Raw genomic sequence first — 17,566 nt, 5'->3', positions numbered from 1 at the left:
CCCCGCTGCCGGCGACGTGCGCCGGCGAGGGTGCCCGGTGACCGGCGGCGCGGGGCGAACGGCAGGTCCGTACGCCCCTTCTCGCCGTGCCGTGAGCCGTGTCGCGAGCCGTGTCGCGAGCCGCGCCGTGAGCCGTGCCCTCAGGCCAGCAGCTCGCCCTCGATGACCGTGACCGCGCGGCCGGTCAGGAGTGTGCGGTCCCCGCGCAGCCCGGTGCGGACGAGGCCGGAGCGGCGGGAGGCCTGGAGGCCGGTGAGGTCGGGCAGGCCCAGGCGCTCGGACCAGTACGGGGCGAGGGCCGTGTGGGCGCTGCCGGTGACCGCGTCCTCGTCGATGCCGACGTTCGGGAAGAAGCAGCGCGAGACGAAGTCGTAGCCGCGGGAGGCGTCCTCGGCGCGGGCGGTCGCGATGATGCCGCGCCGGGAGTGGCGGGAGAGCCCCTTGTGGTCGGGGGCTAGGCCCAGGACCGTCTTCTCGTCGGCGAGTTCGACCACCAGGTCGCCGACCTGTGGACCGGTGTCGCAGGCCGCGAGCGGTTCGGCGCCCAGTGCCTCGGCGACGCCGTCGGGGACGTCGACCGGCGTGAGCGGCGCGGTCGGGAAGTCCAGGGTGATCGAACCGTCCTCCTGCGGTGTCGCGACGAGGACGCCACTGAGCGTCGCGAACCGCACCGGGCCCCGGTGCGTGCCCGTGCTGTGCAGGACGTGCGCGGTCGCCAGCGTCGCGTGCCCGCACATGGCGACCTCGGTGGCGGGCGTGAACCAGCGCAGCGCCCAGTCGGCCTCGCCGCCCTCGGGCAGGCGGTGGGCGAACGCCGTCTCGGCGTGGTTGACCTCGAGAGCGACGTTCTGGAGCCAGGCGTCGTCGGGGAAGGAGTCGAGGAGGACGACCCCGGCCGGGTTGCCGGCGAAGGGTCGGTCGGTGAAGGCGTCGACGATTCGAATCCGCATGGCCCGACGCTAGCCGCAGGCCGGAGCGGCGGAACAAGGCCAATCACGAGTATCTGGACCCGGAGGATTGTCAGCCGAACTGTTCCGATATATCGTTGAGGCATCGCGATCGATCAACGATGGAATGGAGTGATGGCGATGCGTTCCCGTGGAGAAGACTTCGGATACGAACACGGACATGGACACCACGGCGGCCCCGGCCATCGGGGTCGGGGCGGCTTCGAGGGGCGGCGCAGGGCGTTCGGGCCCTTCGGGCCGGGTGGTCCCGGCGGCCCCGGCTTCGGGGGGCCGGGCTTCGGCCCCGGTCCCTGGGGCGGGCGTGGCGGTCGGGGCGGACCGCGCGGCAGGGCGCGGCGCGGCGACGTACGCGCGTCGATTCTGGCCCTGCTCAAGGACCGGCCCATGCATGGTTACGAGATGATCCAGGAGATCGCCGAGCGCAGCGGCGGGGCGTGGAAGCCCAGCCCCGGTTCGGTCTACCCGACCCTCCAACTGCTGGAGGACGAGGGGCTGATCGTCAGTGCGGCCGAGGGCGGCAAGAAGCTGTTCTCGCTCACCGAGTCCGGCCGCGCCGCGGCGGACGAGGGGCCCGACGCGCCGTGGGAAGAGGCCGGGCGCGGGGTCGACTGGGAGACGCTGCACGAGATCCGGCAGGCCGGCTTCGGTCTCATGGAGGCCTTCGGCCAGGTCTGGAAGACCGGCAGCAAGGACCAGCGCGACAAGGCGCTGGTGGTCATCAACGAAGCCCGCAAGAAGCTGTACCTGATCCTCGCCGACGAGGACTGATGGCACGCTGTGACAACGGACGGCGCCCCGCGGACGACACGATTCCGCGGGGCGCCGTCCATGTGTGCCTCGGCCCGGGAGAACGATTTTGCAGGGGCTGTCCTTGAGCGCCGTGTCCGAGCGAGCCGGGAGGCTCAGGCGACCAGGCCGCCGAGCTTGCGCAGCGACTCGTTCAGCGCGGCCGTCGCCGAGTCCTTGAGCTTGCCCGCCATGAGCGAGACCGCGGCGCCGGTGAACTCCCCGTCGATCCGCACCGTCGTCGCCCCGTCGTCGGGGGTGAGCGTGTAGCGCGTCGCGACGTTCACGGCCATCGGGCCCTTGCCGCGGATCGCCAGGAGGTGCCCCGGCTCCAGTGCGTCGATGGTCCAGGTGACCTCGGCGGGGAAGCCCATGAGCTTCATGTTCTCCTCGAAGGTGCCGCCCACTTCGAGGGTCTCGGGTCCGCCCTTGGGGAAGCTGGTGTGGGTCGCGTTCCACTCGCCGTACGCGGGCCAGTCCGTGAGCTGGGCCCAGATCTTCTCGGCGGGTGCCTCGATGCGTGCTTCCGCGCTGACTTCGGCCATGCGACCACCCCTTCGTGTCGGGCGCTGCGCCCGGCGCAGCTACGGTGTCGCGGAACGTAGCCGCAGGCCCCGGAACATTCAATACTGATGAACTGTCAGAAATTGTGGAGAGTGGCCCGCCCACCCCGGGCAGGGCCGGCCTCGCTCGCCGTGCTTCGGGGGGGAGCGCCGCGGCAGCGCGGCCGCGGGCGGGACGCGACGCAGGGCGGCGCGCGCCCCAGGGGGAAACGGCCCGAAGTCATCCGCAAGGAGGAGAACATCCCCATGGATGCCCAACCTGTGTCGGACCCGAAGATGCTGCCCGCCGAGGATGTCCCGGCTTCGCGAGACTGATGGGGTAGGGGTTGTGCCATCCCGTATTCGCCAGCGGTCCGCCGCCGAGAGCGGCCCGAACCGAACAGAACTCGACGCCGGGCTCAGTGCCGAGCTGGCCTCGGTGGTCTCGGGTGCCCGCAGGCGGGCGCTGCGGGACGGGGACCGGCAGATCGACACCGCGCATCTGCTGCACTCGCTGCTGGAGTCCGATCCCGAGGTGCGCGCCGCCTTCGACGGTGCCGGTCAGGTCGCCCGGCTCCTCGGCTATCTGGTGCAGCGCAGCATCGGCTACGGGTTGCGCTGGCAGAGCTCCGTCGAGGACTCCGGCGTCGTACCGATCGCCACCGAGACGGGATGGTCCCCGGTGGCGGCCGGGGCCATGGAGCTGGCGTACGAGCGTGCCGTGCTGCGCGGCGACGAACAGGCCCGCGGTCTCGACCTGCTCGTGACGCTCGTCGCCGACCCCCAGTCGCGGGCCGTCGAGGTCCTCGGGCGCGCGGGCGTCGACACCCCCGCACTGCTGGAGCGCGTCGAGGCCGGCTGTGAGGGATACGTGGGCCGGGTCGACGGCGGGCGCTGAATCGGAGCGGTCGGTCTCGCGTTCGCGACAGCCGGTTGTTCCGTGCCCTGAGCTTTCCTTCGGGTTCGCGCGGCGACCGCTGCGTCGGGCCGGTGCCGGCGGTCCCGGGCGGCGGTGTGCCCGCGGCCGGCCGGCCCGTGTGCCCGCGGCCCGACCGCACGACGTGTCCCCGGAGCCGTCGCTCGGCCTCGCGTCCGAGGCGTTCCGTCGGGCTGGTGCCCAGGGCCTCCGGGTGGCCGCGCGCCCGTAGGGGCCGCCCGATGTGTCGCCGAGCTTTCACCCGCCCCCGCGTCAGCGGCGACCGTCGCACCAGTGCCCGCACCCTTCGACCCGGCCGCCCTCCAGCAGGGGTCGCTGGACCCGTGCCCGCAGCCTCCGTTCGTCCCCGCCGGAGTCCAGCCGTCGAGACAGGTGTCAACGGGGGTGACGCTCATGTCATCGCCTGTCATCATGTGGCGGTGCATACGTCTCAGGGCAGTCAGGGCAACCGAGTGAAGAGCGTCGGCCTCGGCCTCGCGCTCGTGTCGGCGGTCGCCTTCGGCGGATCGGGTGTCGCGGCCAAGCCGCTGATCGAAGCGGGTCTCGACCCGCTCCATGTGGTGTGGCTGCGGGTCGCGGGCGCCGCGCTGGTGATGCTGCCGGTGGCGGTGCGCCACCGGTCGCTCCTGCGGAGCCGCACGGCGCTGCTCGCCGGCTTCGGGCTGCTCGGTGTGGCCGGTGTGCAGGCCTGCTACTTCGCGGCGATCTCCCGCATCCCGGTCGGCGTCGCACTGCTGGTCGAGTACCTGGCACCCGCGCTCGTGCTCGGCTGGGTCCGCTTCGTGCAGCGCCGCCCCGTGACGCGGGCCGCGGCTCTCGGCGTGGTGCTCGCCGTCGGCGGACTCGCCTGCGTGGTCGAGGTCTGGTCGGGGCTGAGCTTCGACGCCTTCGGGCTGCTGCTCGCGCTGGGGGCCGCCTGCTGCCAGGTCGGCTACTTCGTCCTGTCCGACCAGGGCAGCGACGCCGGCGACGAGGCACCGGACCCGCTCGGCGTGATCGCCTACGGGCTCCTCGTGGGCACCCTCGTACTGACCGCCGTCGCGCGTCCGTGGACCATGGACTGGTCCGTGCTCGGCGGCAGCGCCGACATGAACGGGACTTCCGTGCTCGCCGCGCTGCTCCTCGGCTGGATCGTGCTGATCGCGACCGTCGTCGCCTACGTCACCGGGGTGCTCTCCGTGCGCAGGCTCTCCCCGCAGGTCGCGGGCGTCGTCGCCTGCCTCGAAGCGGTGATCGCAACCGTCCTGGCCTGGGTCCTGCTGGGGGAGCACCTCTCGGCGCCGCAGATCGTCGGCGGTGCGGTGGTGCTGCTGGGTGCGTTCATCGCGCAGTCGTCGGCGCCCGCGAAGCCCTCGGACGGGCCGGTCGCCAGTGGCGGGAGTGACGCCGAGAGAGAGTTGTCCACTCCGGGAATGGTCGCCTAAAGTGCAGGTCATGCCTTTGACGCTCGTTCTCCCGCCCCCTGCCGCCTGAGGCGGGCCCTTCCGGACACATGCCCGGCCACGTGCCGGGCGGGACGGTGCTGCCCGCGGAAGAAGTCCGAGGACCTTTCGTACGCCGGTGCTCCGAGCCTCGCGTCCCGAGCCCTCCACTGAGTCTCGTGTCCCGAGTTTCGTTCTGAGCCCCGTGCCCCGTGTCCCGTGCGCCGTGTCGCGCCGTCCCGAGCCCTGTGCTCCGTGACGCGCGTCGGCGTCCGGTGTCCCGTGCGCCGGCTGCGACGTGGTCCCTTCCCGTACTTCTGCGAATCTGCGGAGAGAACACGTGTCGCACACTGCTTTTGGCCTGCCCATCGGGCGAGGCCTCCTCTATCTGATCGTCGCCGGTGCCGCCTGGGGCACCGCGGGCGCGGCCGCGTCACTGGTCTACCGGGCCAGTGACATGGGGCCGATCGCCCTCTCCTTCTGGCGCTGCGGGGGCGGGCTCGTACTGCTGCTCGCCGCGCGCGTGCGGTCGCGCCGACGGGTCCGGCCCGCCGTGCGCGAGCCGCTGCGCAGCAAGGCCCTGCGCATCGGGACCACCGGCGTGGGGCTCGCCGTCTTCCAGACCGCCTACTTCGCCGCAGTCGAGGCGACCGGCCTCGCCGTGGCGACCGTCGTCACCCTGGGGGCCGGGCCGGTGCTCATCGCGCTCGGCGCGCGCCTGACCATGGGGGAGCGGCTCGGACGCGGCGGGATCACCGCCGTCGCCGGAGCGCTCACCGGGCTCGGGGTGCTGGTGCTGGGCGGCGGGGGCGCGACGGTGCGCCCCTGGGGTGTCGCGCTGGCGGTGCTGTCCGCGGCCGGGTATTCCGTGATGACGCTGCTCACCCGGTGGTGGGGGCGCGACGGTCGCGCCGACCAAGCCGGCACGACGGTGTGGACGTTCGCCGTCACCGCGGCCTGCCTGCTGCCGCTCGGACTGGCCGAGGGGCTGGTCCCGCACGCCGCCCAGCCGCTGCACGTACTGGCGCTGCTGGGGTACATCGCGGCCGTCCCCACGGCGCTGGCCTACGCCCTGTTCTTCGCGGGTGCGGCCGTGGTCCGTTCGGCGACCGTGTCCGTGATCATGCTGCTGGAGCCGGTGAGCGCGGCGGTTCTCGCGGTCGGACTGCTCGGCGAGCGGCTCACGGCGGCGATGCTGGTGGGCACCTTGCTGATGCTGGGGTCGGTCACCGGCCTCGCGGTCGCGGAGACGCGCGCCGTGGCGACCGACCGGCGCAGGGCCGGCGACGGGCCTGTCGCCGCCGGGTCCGGCGACCGACGTGTCGCTGCCGGGTCCGGCGACGGGGCGGTCACCACCGGGTCCGGCGCTGATGCCGCCCCGGCCGCGTCCGGCACCGGTGCCGTCGACAGCGGGCCGACGGCCTGACGACGCCCGGCGTCCGAAGAGGGGCCGGCGCTCATCGGACCTCGTCCGATCCAGGACCGGCGTTCCTCGGCGGTGAGGGGTGCGGGCCCGCCGGGCTCGCACCCCTCACCCCCCACGCCGTGGGCGGTGCGCCCCGGCGGTCTCACAAGGTGGCGAGGTAGTCCGGAAGGCCGATGCCGGGAGCCAGATCGTCGGCCGGTACCGGGGTGTCGAACCCCTTGGCCAGCGGCAGGACTCCGGTCCAGTGGGGGAGCGAGAGGTCCTCGGGTTCGTCGTTCGGGCCGCCGGTGCGCAGCTTCGCGGACACCTCGTCGAGGTCGAGCCGGATCACGGCGGTGGCCGCGAGTTCCTTGCCGTTGCCGGGGCGCGAGTCGAGCGAGCGACCGGGGACGACGTGATCCACCAGGGCGTCCAGAGCCGTACGCTTCTCGTCCGGGTCGGTCACCTGGTGGGCGATGCCGTGCACCACCACCGAGCGGTAGTTGATCGTGTGGTGGAAGGCCGAGCGGGCCAGGACGAGCCCGTCGACATGGGTGACCGTCAGGCAGACCGGCAGGCCCGGGTCGGCCTGGCCCGTCATGCGCAGCGGGCGCGATCCCGTCGAGCCGTGCACGTAGAGGCGCTCGCCGACACGGCCGTAGAGCGTGGGCAGGACGACGGGGGCGCCGTCGCGCACGAAGCCGAGATGGCAGACGTACCCCTCGTCGAGTATCGCGTGCACGAGCTCGCGGTCGTACGCCGCGCGTTCCTTGGAGCGGGTGGGCACGGTGCGTTCGGTCGGGGTGTAGGCGGTGGCCCGCGACGTCCCTGGCGGGGTGCTCGTCTCCGGCATTGCGTACTCCATTGCACTAGTGCATAATTTACTTTGTGCTAGGAGAGTATCGGATCACTGGGCGTCGTGCAGCCGAGATTGCCGCCGGCGTCGAGAGCGCGGTCGGCTCAGGAGACCTCGTCCCCGGTCAACTGCTGCCGCCCATGCGGGAGTTGGCGGAACAGCTCGGAGTGAACCCGAACACCGTCGCGGCCGCCTATCGGACGCTGCGCGAACGCGGGGTCATCGAGACCGCCGGCCGCCGCGGCAGCAGGGTCCGGCCGAAGCCCGCCACCACGGGCCGTGAGCACATTCGGGTCGAGGTGCCGGACGGCGTACGGGACGTGGCGGACGGCAACCCCGACCCCACACTGCTGCCCGGTCTCGCCGAGGCGTTCGCCGTGGCGGCCGGCCGGACGGACCGTGAGCCCGTGAGGTACGGGGAGGCCGCCGTCGAACCGGAGCTGGAGCGCATCGCCCGCGCCGACCTGAACGAGGACGGCGTCCCCGGCGGACCCGTCGTCGTCACCTCCGGATCGCTCGACGCCATCGAGCGTGTGCTGACGGCTCATCTCAAGCCCGGGGACACCGTGGCCCTCGAGGACCCCGGCTGGGGCAGCCTGCTCGACCTCGCCCCGGCGCTCGGACTGCGCACGGTCGGCGTCGGCGTCGACGACGAGGGGCCGCTCCCCGACGACGTGCGCCGCGCCCTGGAGACCGGAGCGCGGGCCCTGATCGTCACGGACCGGGCGCAGAACCCGACCGGAGCCGTGGTGAGCGCCGCAAGGGCGCGTGCCCTGCGCGCCGTTCTGGAGGAGCATCCGCAGATCCTGCTCATCGAGGACGACCACGGGCACCGGATCGTCGACCAGCCGCTCCATCCCCTCGCGGGCGTGACGCACAGTTGGGCCTTCGTCCGTTCCGTCGCCAAGGCGTACGGCCCGGACCTGCGTCTCGCGGTCCTCACCGGCGACCCCGTCACCGTCGACCGGGTGCACGGGCGCCAGCGGCTCGGGCCGGGCTGGGTGAGCCGTCTGCTCCAGAAGGCCGTCGTCCACCTGTGCACCTCCGGCGCCGTGGACGCGGCGGCTGTGGCGGCGGAGTACGGGCGGCGGCGGGACGCGCTGATCGACGCCCTCGGGCGACGCGGCGTGGAGGCGTACGGGCGCAGCGGGATGAACGTGTGGATCCCCGTGCCGGACGAGACCGGGGCGGTCGCACGGCTGCTGCACGCCGGCTGGGCGGTCGCGCCCGGCGCCCGCTTCCGGATGAGCGCACCGCCGGGTATCCGGATCACCGTGTCGACGCTGACTCCGGACGACATGGAACCGCTCGCCGATGCGGTCGCGTCCGCGGTCGGCCCCGCACCGGCCCGCCGCTACGTGTGACGCGACGCCGGCCGGGGACTCGGCGCCGCCCCGGCCGGCGTCGGCCGCCCCGCAGGCTGATCAGGTGCGCGGCTTGGCCTGGGTGAGCGCCGCGCCCGCGAGCACGACCACGGCGCCGACCGGAGTCGACCAGGACAGCGATTCACCGAGGATCGCGACGCCCGCCGCGGTGGCTATCACCGGGATGAAGTAGGTGACCATCTGCGCGGTCGTCGGGCCGACCTCGGCGACGATGCCGTACTGGATGAGCATGGCCAGGCCCGTGCCGAGGGCTCCCAGGGCGACGACGGCGAGCAGCGGGACGACCGGGAAGCGGCTGGGGAGGGTGGTGAACAGCGGCGTCACGACAGCCAGTTGGGCGGTGGCCAGGAGGAGCTGGGCGCCTGTCATCGACAGGTGGGAGTGGCCGGTGCCGGCCAGCGTGCGGCGGACGTAGATCCAGCCGACCGGATAGCTCAGGGAGGCCAGCAGGGCCATCGCCGTGCCCCTGGCGTCCAGGCCGTGGAAGCCCTGCCAGACGCCGAGGACCGTCAGGACGCCCATGAAGCCGATCCCGAGCCCGGCCACCCTGCTGCGAGTCGGCCGGTCCTCCGACAGGGCGACCAGCGACAGGGCCATGCCCCACAGCGGCGAGGTCGCGTTGCAGATGCCCGCGAGCGTGGACGGGACGGTCAGTTCCGCATAGGCGAAGAGCGAGAACGGCAGCGCGTTCAGCAGGAGGGCCGCGACCGTCAGGTGCCCCCAGGTCCGCACTCCGCGCGGCAGCCGCTCGCGCTTCACCGCCATCGCCGCGGCGAGCACCGCCGTGCCGAACAGCAGCCGCCCGAAGGTGACCTGGAACGGCGCGTAGCCCTCCGTGCCCACCTTGATCAACAGGAAGCTGAAGCCCCAGATCAGGGCGAGAATGCCGAAGCGCACCCGCCAGTCGAGGGCGGTGCGGCGACGGGGCCCGGCCGTGGCGGGGGAGAGGGCGCGGGCGCTGGTGGCGGTGCTCATGCACACCACCATGGGGTACAACGATCTCTTAGCACAAGCGAGATTTTCGGAGCGGTATCTCGTAGCATTGCTTATATGTTGAACCTGGAGCGCCTTCGCACCCTCGACGCCCTCGCCAGGCACGGCTCGGTGAGCGGAGCGGCCGAGGGGCTGCACGTCACGACGTCGGCCGTCTCCCAGCAGATGTCGAAGCTGGAGCGCGAGGTGGGGCAGCGACTGCTCGCGAAGAACGGCCGTGGAATCCGTCTCACCGACGCCGGCCGGCTGCTCGCCGACCACGCCGCGCGCATCCTGTCCCAGGTGGAGCTGGCGCAGTCGGACCTGGAGGCGCAGCGCGGTCAGGTCGTGGGCGAACTGCGGCTCTCGGCGTTCCCCACCGCCGCACGCGGGCTGTTCCCCGCCGCGCTCGCCACGCTCCGCGCGGACCACCCGGGGCTCCGGGTGCGCTCCTGCGAGCTGGAGCCGGAGGCCGGGGTGGCCGGAGTGATCCGCGGCGACCTCGATCTGGCCGTCGTGCTCGACTGGTACAACAAGCCGATGCCGCTGCCGGACGGCCTCGTCAAGGCGTCGATCCTGGACGACCCCGCCGACGTGGCGATGCCGGCCGGGCACCGGCTCGCGGACCGCGCCGAGGTGGACCTCGCCGACTTCGCCGAGGACGAATGGATCACGTGGAACGAAGGCGAGTTCTGTCACGAGTGGCTGATGTTCACGCTCCGCTCCAAGGGCGTCGAGCCGCACATCGGCCATCGTGCGGCCGAGACGCACACGCAGCTGGCCATGGTCGCCGCGGGGCTCGGCGTCTGCGTGGCGCCGCTCCTCGGGCGGCACCCGATGCCCGAGGGCGTGGTCACGGTGCCCGTGCGGCAGCGCGTACGCCGGCACGTGTATGTCGTATGGCGGGCCGACGCCGACCGTCGGCCGTCGATCAGGGCGGCGGTCCGGGCACTGCGCGGAGCGGGGGAGACCGTCAAGTGAGCCCCGCGGGCGGGGCCGTGGCCGGTCGGCGCCGCGGCCCGCCCTCCGCGCCGCGGTATCCACTCTGGGTGACGGGGTGACGGGGTGACGGGGTGACGGGGTGACGGGGTGACGGGGTGACGGGGTGACGGGGTGACGGGGTGACGGGGTGACGGGGTGACGGGCCGGGGCGGGGCGCCCCGCGCGGGCGGGCGACCCGGGGCCCTGAGGCCTGCGGCCGGTCGCCGCTCACTCGTGGACGCCCCAAGAACCCCGATGCGAGCGGCCCGTTCGGCGGCGCCTGGCGGCGCCGAACGGTGGACACCCCCTAGAGCGAGGGGAGTTTGCGGAAGTCCCACGAGGCGATGGCCTCCGGAGTCAGCCGCATCCACGCGTGCCTGCCGTCGTGCGGCATCTCCTCCAGACCGAAGTTCTTGCGGGCGAACAGCGTCTCCGGGACGTCGAGTTCGGCGCACAGGTCCCCGACGCGGGGTATCTCGCCCACGAACTCCACCGTGCCGGACAGTTCGACCCCGCGCAGCTCCCCGTACTGCTCACCGGAGTCGATCACCACGGCCACCCGTGGGTCGCGGCGCAGCTCCGCCCACCGCTTGCTGCGCACCACCGAGTACAGCCACAGGGATGTGCCGTCCCAGGCGAACCACAGGGCGCTGACATGCGGCGCGCCGTCCTTCGACACGGTCGCGACGCGGCAGGTCCGTTCGGTGGTGAGGAACTCGTCCAGTTCGCCGGGGGTCATCATGATCTTCCGGCCCCTGCGCTGAGTGACGGCCATGCGGTCTCCTCTTCGTCCGCGTCGGCCCGCTTCGCTGCCGACAGAGATCCTCTGACATCACGTCAGAAAAGCATGGGCCGTCTTCCGTCCCCACGCAATGGTCGTTACGCTCGCCCGCTCCGGCCTCGACGACCAGGGGGAGCCATGCCGTCGTACGAACAGCTCAGCGAACTCCTCGACCCCGCCGCCACGGTGCTGCTCACCGTCGAGTGCCAGCAGGGTGTCGTGGGCCAGGACAGCGCCCTGCCCGAACTCGCCGAGGAGGCACGGTCGTCGGGAGCGCTCGTCAACGTGGCCCGGTTGGTGGCCGCGGCCCACGAGAGCGGAGTGCAGGTCGTCCACGCCATAGCCGAACGGCGCCCGGACGGCCGGGGCGCCAACCACAACGCCCGCCTCTTCCGCGTCGCGGCCCGACTGCCCGTCCAGCAGCTCACCGGCACGACCGCCGTCCGCATCGCGTCGCCCGTCATGGTCGCCGAGGAGGACCTCGTCGTACGCCGGCTGCACGGACTGTCCCCCCTCGCGGGCACCGACGTGGACCCACTGCTGCGCAACCTGGGCTGCCGCACCCTCGTGGTGACCGGCGTCTCGGCCAATGTGGCCATCCCCAACACCGTGTTCGACGCCGTGAACCTCGGCTACACCGCCGTCGTGCCGGCGGACGCCATCGCGGGGGTGCCCTCCGACTACACCCCCGCGATGATCCGCAACACCCTCGCCCTCGTCGCCACCATCGCGACGACCGACGACGTGCTGGCCTGCTTCAAGCGTCCGCGCCGCTGACGCCGCCGCCGAAGCCCCGGTGCTCAGGCGAGCTTGATGGAGTCGCCCTCGACGGTGATCGTCGCGGCGGCCAGGGCGGTCGTCGCGGGCCCCTTCTTCACGCTGCCGTCGGCGGCGAAGAACTGGCTGCCGTGGCAGGGGCAGTTGATGACGCCGTTCGCTATGCCCTTCACGGCGCAGCCCTGGTGCGTGCACTTGGACGAGAACGCCTTGAACGTGCCCGCCGTCGGCTGGGTCACGACGACACCCTGGTCCGCGAAGACCTTGCCGCCGCCCTCCGGGATGTCGCTGGTCTTGGCGAGCACCGTGCCACCGGCGTTTCCGGCCGCCGCGTTGTCGCCGCCGCCCGAGCCGCCCCCGTTCACCTCGCTGGAACCGGACGATTTCTTGTCGTCCCCGCACGCGGTCAGCGCGACGGCGAGCCCCGCCGCGCCGACCGCCGCCACGACGGTGCGCCGGGCCGGTGCCGGGACGGGGTGAAGCGATTCGCTGGTCATGCCGACTTTCCCTTCAACGGACGTGATGGTGATCCGTAGACAAGTACGGTTCGGACGTGTGCCCTGTTCAGGGGGTTGGCGACTTCTTGACCGGATCGACAGCGCGCCGACGGGATCGACAGCGGGCCGACGGGCGGCGGCCCGGCCGGTGCGGACCGCCGGACCCTCGGCCGCCGGGCGCGGCGCACACCCACGGGTCGCGTCCTCGCCCTTGGTCCACCCCGGTAACCTGGGGCGATGCTCAAGGAAGTCATCGCGACCCGCTACATCACGCCCCTGCGCGAGGGCGGCTCGTTGCCGGGGCTCGTCGAGGCCGACGACCTTGGGACGTACGTCATGAAGTTCACCGGTGCCGGGCAGGGGCGCAAGACGCTCGTCGCCGAGGTCGTCTGCGGTGAACTCGCCCGCCGGCTCGGATTCAGGGTGCCGGGCCTGGTGACGATCGGCCTCGACCCGGTCATGGGACTCGGCGAACCGGACCAGGAGGTCCAGGAGCTGCTGAAGTCCAGCGGCGGTCTGAACCTCGGCATGGACTTCCTCTCCCGCGCGATCGGCTTCGACTCGCTCGCCTTCGACGTGAGCGCCGAGGAGGCCGGGCGGATCGTCTGGTTCGACGCGCTGGTCAACAACGTGGACCGCTCCTGGCGCAACCCCAACATGCTGGTGTGGCACGGAGACCTGTGGCTCATCGACCACGGCGCCACAATGATCTGGCACCATCACTGGCCCGGCGTGCAGACGTCCGCGGCCAAGCCGTACGACGTCTCCGAGCACGCGCTCGCGCCCTTCGGGCCGGATGTCGCCTCGGCCGCAGCGGAGCTGGCACCGCTGGTCACGGAGGAGCTGCTCGCCGAGGTGACCGCCGAGATCCCGGACGCGTGGCTGGCCGACGAGCCGGGCTTCGACTCGGCCGACGCGTTGCGGCACGCCTACGCGCAGCCGCTTCTGGCACGGGCCGCCGTCATCCACGAGCGGATCAACGGCATCGAGGCCGTCGGGGCCGGCAAGGGGGACGCGTGAGCGAGCGGGACGTCTTCGAGTACGCGCTGCTGCGCGTGGTGCCGCGGGTCGAACGCGGCGAGTGCTTCAACGCGGGGGTGCTGGTCTACTGCCGTGCCAAGTCCTTCGTCGCCGTTCGGACGCATCTGGACGAGTCCAAGCTGCGGGCGCTCGACCCGGAAGCGGACGTGGCGGGCGTGCGCGCTGCCCTGCGGGCCGTCGAGGGTGTCTGTGCAGGTGGGAAAGCGGCAGGTCAGGCGGCCCGGGACGATGCCGGGCGGCGCTTTCGCTGGCTCATCGCGCCGCGCTCGACGGTCGTGCAGCCGGGCCCCGTGCACACCGGCCTGACCGCCGATCCGGAGGCCGAGACGGAACGGTTGCTCCAGCTGCTGGTCAGGTAATGGATCACATGCGCGCGGTGTGCCGTTGACACCGAGTGCCAGGGCTTCTAGCGTCACGTCTGCTGAAGGTACTAAGCGGTCGCTCACCCGAGGGGCGTACCGTGAGCCGCAGGCCATTCCGCACCGCCGAGGCGCCGAGAAGGTGCCAAGGTTGCCGGGACGGGCTTTCCGACAGGCTTTCCAAGGGCGAGGAGAACCAGCAATGTCCACCACTGAGCAGCGGGTCGCCGTAGTCACCGGTGCCGCGCGCGGCATCGGTGCCGCCACCGCCGTACGACTGGCCGCCGAGGGCCGTGCCGTCGCGGTGATCGACCTCGACGAGGCCGCGTGCAAGGACACCGTGGAGAAGATCACCGCCGCCGGTGGCAAGGCCATCGCGGTGGGCTGCGACGTCTCCGACGAGGCTCAGGTCGAGGCCGCCGTCGCGCGCATCGCCGAGGAGCTCGGCGCGCCGACCATCCTCGTCAACAACGCGGGCGTGCTCCGCGACAACCTGCTGTTCAAGATGAGCGCCACCGACTGGGACACGGTCATGAACGTGCACCTGCGCGGCGCCTTCCTGATGGCCAAGGCCTGCCAGAAGCACATGGTCGACGCGAAGTTCGGCCGGATCGTGAACCTCTCCTCGTCCTCGGCCCTGGGCAACCGCGGCCAGGTCAACTACTCCGCCGCCAAGGCCGGCCTCCAGGGCTTCACCAAGACCCTCGCCATCGAGCTCGGCAAGTTCGGCGTCACCGCGAACGCCGTCGCGCCCGGCTTCATCGTCACCGACATGACCGCCGCCACCGCCGCCCGCGTCGGCATGGGCTTCGAGGACTTCCAGGCCGCCGCCGCCACCCAGATCCCCGTGCAGCGCGTCGGCAACCCCGACGACATCGCCAACGCCATCGCCTTCTTCACCGGCGAGGCCGCCGGATTCGTCTCCGGCCAGGTGCTGTACGTGGCCGGCGGACCGCTCAACTGAGGCCGGGGGACAAGGACATGACTGCTCTTCCCGAACTCTCGGGCAAGGTCGCGCTGATCACGGGCGCGAGCCGCGGCATCGGCTACGGCGTGGCGGAGGCCCTGGTCGCCCGCGGTGACCGGGTCTGCATCACCGGCCGCAACGAGGAGGCCCTGAAGGAGGCCGTCGAGGCGCTCGGCTCCGACCGCGTCATCGGCGTCGCCGGAAAGGCCCACGACGAGGCGCACCAGGCCCTCGCCGTCGAGCGCACGATGGAGGCCTTCGGCCGCGTCGACTACCTGGTCAACAACGCCGGCACGAACCCGGTCTTCGGCCCGATGGCCGAGCTCGACCTCAATGTGGCGCGCAAGGTCTTCGAGACCAACGTGATCTCGGCGCTGGGCTTCGCGCAGCAGACCTGGAAGGCCTGGCAGGGCGAGAACGGCGGGGCGATCGTGAACATCGCCTCGGTCGCCGGCCTCGCCCCCTCGCCGTTCATCGGCGCCTACGGCGTCAGCAAGGCCGCCATGATCAACCTGACGGTGCAGCTCGCGCACGAGTTCGCGCCCAAGGTCCGGGTCAACGCCATCGCGCCCGCCGTGGTCAAGACCAAGTTCGCCGCCGCCCTGTACGAGGGCCGTGAGGCCGAGGCCGCCGCGGCCTACCCACTCGGCCGGCTCGGGGTGCCCTCCGACATCGGGGGCGCCGCCGCGTTCCTCACCTCGCAGCAGTCGGACTGGATCACCGGGCAGACGCTGGTCGTCGACGGCGGCATCTTCCTCAACGCCGGCGTCGAGTGACGCCGGTCGCCGGGGTCGAGTGACGCCCGGCGCCGTGGACGCCCCGCTCCGCGGAACCCGACGTCGGTTCCGCGGAGCGCCGCACCGCTCCTTCGAGGCACATTCCGGGCGGCCGGGCCCGCCGATGGACCCGGGGTGTGAGCTCCGTGCCGGACCGCAGCGCTCCACATCTTGTGGGGAGTTGACAAAAACAGCGACGTTGTCGAGAGGCGGCGCGTTCGATATCCGGACCGCCCGCGGCGTCACAGAAGCCTGACAACGTAGTCACATTCCTGCTGATCAAGTGCCCTGCCGTGAACATGTTCCACCGGCGGGGCGCTGCGGTATGGTCTGCCGACCCTTGGTACGGCAGATCGAGGAGTGTGCGCGTGTTCAAACGGAACCGACGTCTGCGGCAGCTGGCGGCGATCACGTCCATAACCCTGGTGGCCGGGTGTGGCGTTCTCTCCTCGGGATCGTCCGACGACAAGGGTCCGATCGTGGTGGGGACCACCAGCGCTCCGAGCACACTGGACCCGGCCGCCTCCTGGGACGGCTCCTGGGAGCTGTTCCGCAACATCTACCAGACGCTGCTCAGTTACCCGAACGGCGCGGTGACGCCGCAGCCCGACGCGGCGAAGAGCTGCGCGTTCACGGACGTCTCCAAGCGGACGTACCGCTGCGAGCTCCGTCCGGACATGAAGTTCTCCGACGGTGACCCGCTGGACGCGCACGCCGTCAAGCACTCCATCGAACGGATCAGGACCATCGACGTGCCCGGCGGTCCCGCGGGCCTGCTCGGGAACCTGGGCCGGGTCCAGGCCCTGAGCGACCGCGAGGTCGTCTTCCACCTCAAGAAGCCGGACGCCACCTTCCCGTTCGTGCTGGCCACGCCCGCCATGTCGATCGTCGACCCGGACGACTACCCGGCCGACGCCCTGCGCAAGGACGGCAAGGTCTTCGGGTCCGGGCCGTACACCCTCCGGTCCTACGAGGAGGGCAAGAAGGCCGAACTCGTCAGGAACGACCACTACAACGGCTTCGCCGACCGCAAGAACGACTCGGTCACCATCCGCTACTTCCAGGACTCGGCCCAGATGGTCGAGGCGCTGCGGGACAAGAAGATCGACGTGACCTACCGGGGACTCGCCTCCTCGGACATCGTCCAGCTCCAGAGCCGTGACTCCCAGCACGGCATCCAGCTCCTCGAGGGCGCGGGTACCGAGATCAGCTACCTGGTCTTCAACCCGAAGGACCCGTGGGCGAACAAGCTCGCCGTCCGCAGGGCCATCGCCCAGGTCGTCGACAGGCCCGCCATCGCGCACAAGGTCTACAAGGACACCGTCGACCCCCTGTACTCCATGGTCCCGGCCGGCCTGATCGGGCACTCCACGGGCTTCTTCGACAGCTACGGCACCCCCAGCAGGACCAAGGCGCAGAAGATCCTCAAGGACGCGGGCATCACCCAGCGGGTGCCGCTGACCCTGTGGTACACGACCGACCGCTACGGCTCCGAGACGGCACCGGAGTTCCGGGAGCTGAAGGCCCAGCTGGACGGCTCCGGGCTGTTCAGCATCACGCTCAAGAGCCGCCCCTGGAAGACGTACGAGGCGGGCTACCGCAAGGGCGAGTACCCGGTCTTCGGGCGCGGCTGGTTCCCCGACTTCCCGGACGCCGAAAACTTCATCGCGCCCTTCGTCGGCGCGCAGAACGCGCTCGGTACGCCCTATCCGTCGCCGCGGATCACCAACCAGTTGCTGCCCGATTCCCGCCGGCAGAGCGACCGCGGCGCCGTGGTGAAGGAGTTCAAGGAGGCGCAGCAGATCCTCGTGGACGACGCCCGGCTGCTGCCGCTGTGGCAGGGCAAGCAGTACGTGGCCGCCAGCGAGGACATCTCGGGCGGTGAGCGGGCCCTGGACCCGTCGACGATCATGACGATGTGGGAACTGCACCGCAAGACGAGCTGGTAGGGAGAGCCGGTCTCCGTTCGCGGCGCGAGGGCCCGCGGAGCGAGGGTCCGCGGCGGGGGCCCACGGGGCGGAGGCCGATTCCCGTAAGCCGGTCACGCCACCCGTACCGTCGTCCCGTCCCCTCGGCCGGGGAGCGGGGCCCGGAGCCGGTTGTCAGTGGGCGACG

18 protein-coding genes are annotated in these 17,566 nt (G+C 71.9%); 12 read left to right on the top strand and 6 right to left on the bottom strand.

The annotated features are described in order from the left end of the window. Positions 1 to 140: 140 nt before the first annotated feature. Positions 141 to 950: a PhzF family phenazine biosynthesis protein gene (locus H305_RS0111400; RefSeq protein WP_028800497.1), complete on the bottom strand. Its 810-nt coding sequence runs from the start codon at positions 948 to 950 to the stop codon at positions 141 to 143. 138 nt (positions 951 to 1,088) lie between these two features. On the opposite strand from H305_RS0111400, the gene H305_RS49755 reads away from it, so the two are divergent. After that, positions 1,089 to 1,736, top strand: coding sequence for a PadR family transcriptional regulator (locus H305_RS49755; RefSeq protein ID WP_063611312.1), 648 nt, complete (start codon positions 1,089 to 1,091; stop codon positions 1,734 to 1,736). Positions 1,737 to 1,870: 134 nt separating this feature from the next. Here the strand turns inward: H305_RS49755 and H305_RS0111390 are convergent, their stop codons facing one another. Next, positions 1,871 to 2,299, bottom strand: coding sequence for an SRPBCC family protein (locus tag H305_RS0111390; protein ID WP_028800495.1), 429 nt, complete (start codon positions 2,297 to 2,299; stop codon positions 1,871 to 1,873). 310 nt (positions 2,300 to 2,609) lie between these two features. Here H305_RS0111390 and H305_RS0111385 point away from each other — a divergent pair, with 310 nt between their 5' ends. From H305_RS0111385 to H305_RS45475, 3 genes are all read left to right on the top strand, one after another. After that, positions 2,610 to 3,194: a Clp protease N-terminal domain-containing protein gene (locus tag H305_RS0111385; protein ID WP_078628986.1), complete on the top strand. Its 585-nt coding sequence runs from the start codon at positions 2,610 to 2,612 to the stop codon at positions 3,192 to 3,194. 452 nt (positions 3,195 to 3,646) lie between these two features. Then, complete coding sequence (locus H305_RS0111380; RefSeq protein ID WP_028800493.1) at positions 3,647 to 4,657, top strand: EamA family transporter; 1,011 nt, start codon at positions 3,647 to 3,649, stop codon at positions 4,655 to 4,657. A gap of 337 nt (positions 4,658 to 4,994) precedes the next feature. Continuing rightward, positions 4,995 to 6,080, top strand: coding sequence for a DMT family transporter (locus tag H305_RS45475; RefSeq protein ID WP_078628985.1), 1,086 nt, complete (start codon positions 4,995 to 4,997; stop codon positions 6,078 to 6,080). A gap of 142 nt (positions 6,081 to 6,222) precedes the next feature. Here H305_RS45475 and H305_RS0111370 read toward each other — a convergent pair whose 3' ends face one another. Next, positions 6,223 to 6,912 (bottom strand): pyridoxamine 5'-phosphate oxidase family protein, encoded by a 690-nt coding sequence (locus H305_RS0111370; RefSeq protein WP_028800492.1) that lies wholly within the window; start codon positions 6,910 to 6,912, stop codon positions 6,223 to 6,225. A gap of 35 nt (positions 6,913 to 6,947) precedes the next feature. On the opposite strand from H305_RS0111370, the gene H305_RS0111365 reads away from it, so the two are divergent. Then, positions 6,948 to 8,279, top strand: coding sequence for an aminotransferase class I/II-fold pyridoxal phosphate-dependent enzyme (locus tag H305_RS0111365; protein ID WP_028800491.1), 1,332 nt, complete (start codon positions 6,948 to 6,950; stop codon positions 8,277 to 8,279). Positions 8,280 to 8,339: 60 nt separating this feature from the next. On the opposite strand, the gene H305_RS0111360 is transcribed toward H305_RS0111365, so the two are convergent. Continuing rightward, complete coding sequence (locus H305_RS0111360) at positions 8,340 to 9,275, bottom strand: DMT family transporter (RefSeq protein ID WP_028800490.1); 936 nt, start codon at positions 9,273 to 9,275, stop codon at positions 8,340 to 8,342. A gap of 75 nt (positions 9,276 to 9,350) precedes the next feature. On the opposite strand from H305_RS0111360, the gene H305_RS0111355 reads away from it, so the two are divergent. After that, positions 9,351 to 10,253, top strand: a complete 903-nt coding sequence (locus tag H305_RS0111355) for a LysR family transcriptional regulator (RefSeq protein ID WP_028800489.1) — start codon at positions 9,351 to 9,353, stop codon at positions 10,251 to 10,253. A gap of 307 nt (positions 10,254 to 10,560) precedes the next feature. Here H305_RS0111355 and H305_RS0111350 read toward each other — a convergent pair whose 3' ends face one another. Beyond that, on the bottom strand, positions 10,561 to 11,028 hold the full coding sequence (locus tag H305_RS0111350; RefSeq protein WP_028800488.1) for a pyridoxamine 5'-phosphate oxidase family protein: 468 nt from the start codon (positions 11,026 to 11,028) through the stop codon (positions 10,561 to 10,563). 144 nt (positions 11,029 to 11,172) lie between these two features. Between H305_RS0111350 and H305_RS0111345 the strand changes: the two genes are divergently transcribed. Next, positions 11,173 to 11,811: a cysteine hydrolase gene (locus H305_RS0111345; RefSeq protein ID WP_028800487.1), complete on the top strand. Its 639-nt coding sequence runs from the start codon at positions 11,173 to 11,175 to the stop codon at positions 11,809 to 11,811. A gap of 23 nt (positions 11,812 to 11,834) precedes the next feature. On the opposite strand, the gene H305_RS0111340 is transcribed toward H305_RS0111345, so the two are convergent. After that, entirely contained in the window at positions 11,835 to 12,308 is a 474-nt protein-coding gene (locus H305_RS0111340; protein ID WP_028800486.1) for a Rieske (2Fe-2S) protein, read from the bottom strand. Positions 12,309 to 12,545: 237 nt separating this feature from the next. Between H305_RS0111340 and H305_RS0111335 the strand changes: the two genes are divergently transcribed. From H305_RS0111335 to H305_RS0111315, 5 genes are all read left to right on the top strand, one after another. Then, entirely contained in the window at positions 12,546 to 13,328 is a 783-nt protein-coding gene (locus H305_RS0111335) for a HipA family kinase (RefSeq protein WP_028800485.1), read from the top strand. Continuing rightward, complete coding sequence (locus H305_RS0111330) at positions 13,325 to 13,708, top strand: DUF3037 domain-containing protein (RefSeq protein WP_028800484.1); 384 nt, start codon at positions 13,325 to 13,327, stop codon at positions 13,706 to 13,708. The genes H305_RS0111335 and H305_RS0111330 overlap by 4 nt, the downstream gene beginning before the upstream one ends. Before the next feature lie 202 nt (positions 13,709 to 13,910). Beyond that, positions 13,911 to 14,672: a 3-oxoacyl-ACP reductase FabG gene (gene fabG / locus H305_RS0111325; RefSeq protein WP_028800483.1), complete on the top strand. Its 762-nt coding sequence runs from the start codon at positions 13,911 to 13,913 to the stop codon at positions 14,670 to 14,672. Between the two features lie 17 nt (positions 14,673 to 14,689). Then, positions 14,690 to 15,451, top strand: a complete 762-nt coding sequence (locus H305_RS0111320; protein WP_028800482.1) for an SDR family oxidoreductase — start codon at positions 14,690 to 14,692, stop codon at positions 15,449 to 15,451. Positions 15,452 to 15,819: 368 nt separating this feature from the next. After that, positions 15,820 to 17,400: an ABC transporter substrate-binding protein gene (locus tag H305_RS0111315; RefSeq protein WP_028800481.1), complete on the top strand. Its 1,581-nt coding sequence runs from the start codon at positions 15,820 to 15,822 to the stop codon at positions 17,398 to 17,400. The last annotated feature ends 166 nt before the right edge of the window (positions 17,401 to 17,566 follow it).

This window comes from Streptomyces sp. 142MFCol3.1 (genome assembly GCF_000424945.1).
GTDB classification, from domain to species: Bacteria; Actinomycetota; Actinomycetes; order Streptomycetales; family Streptomycetaceae; genus Streptomyces; species Streptomyces siamensis.
Note: the sequence above shows the minus strand (reverse complement) of the source record. Positions and strands in the feature narration are given on the sequence as shown.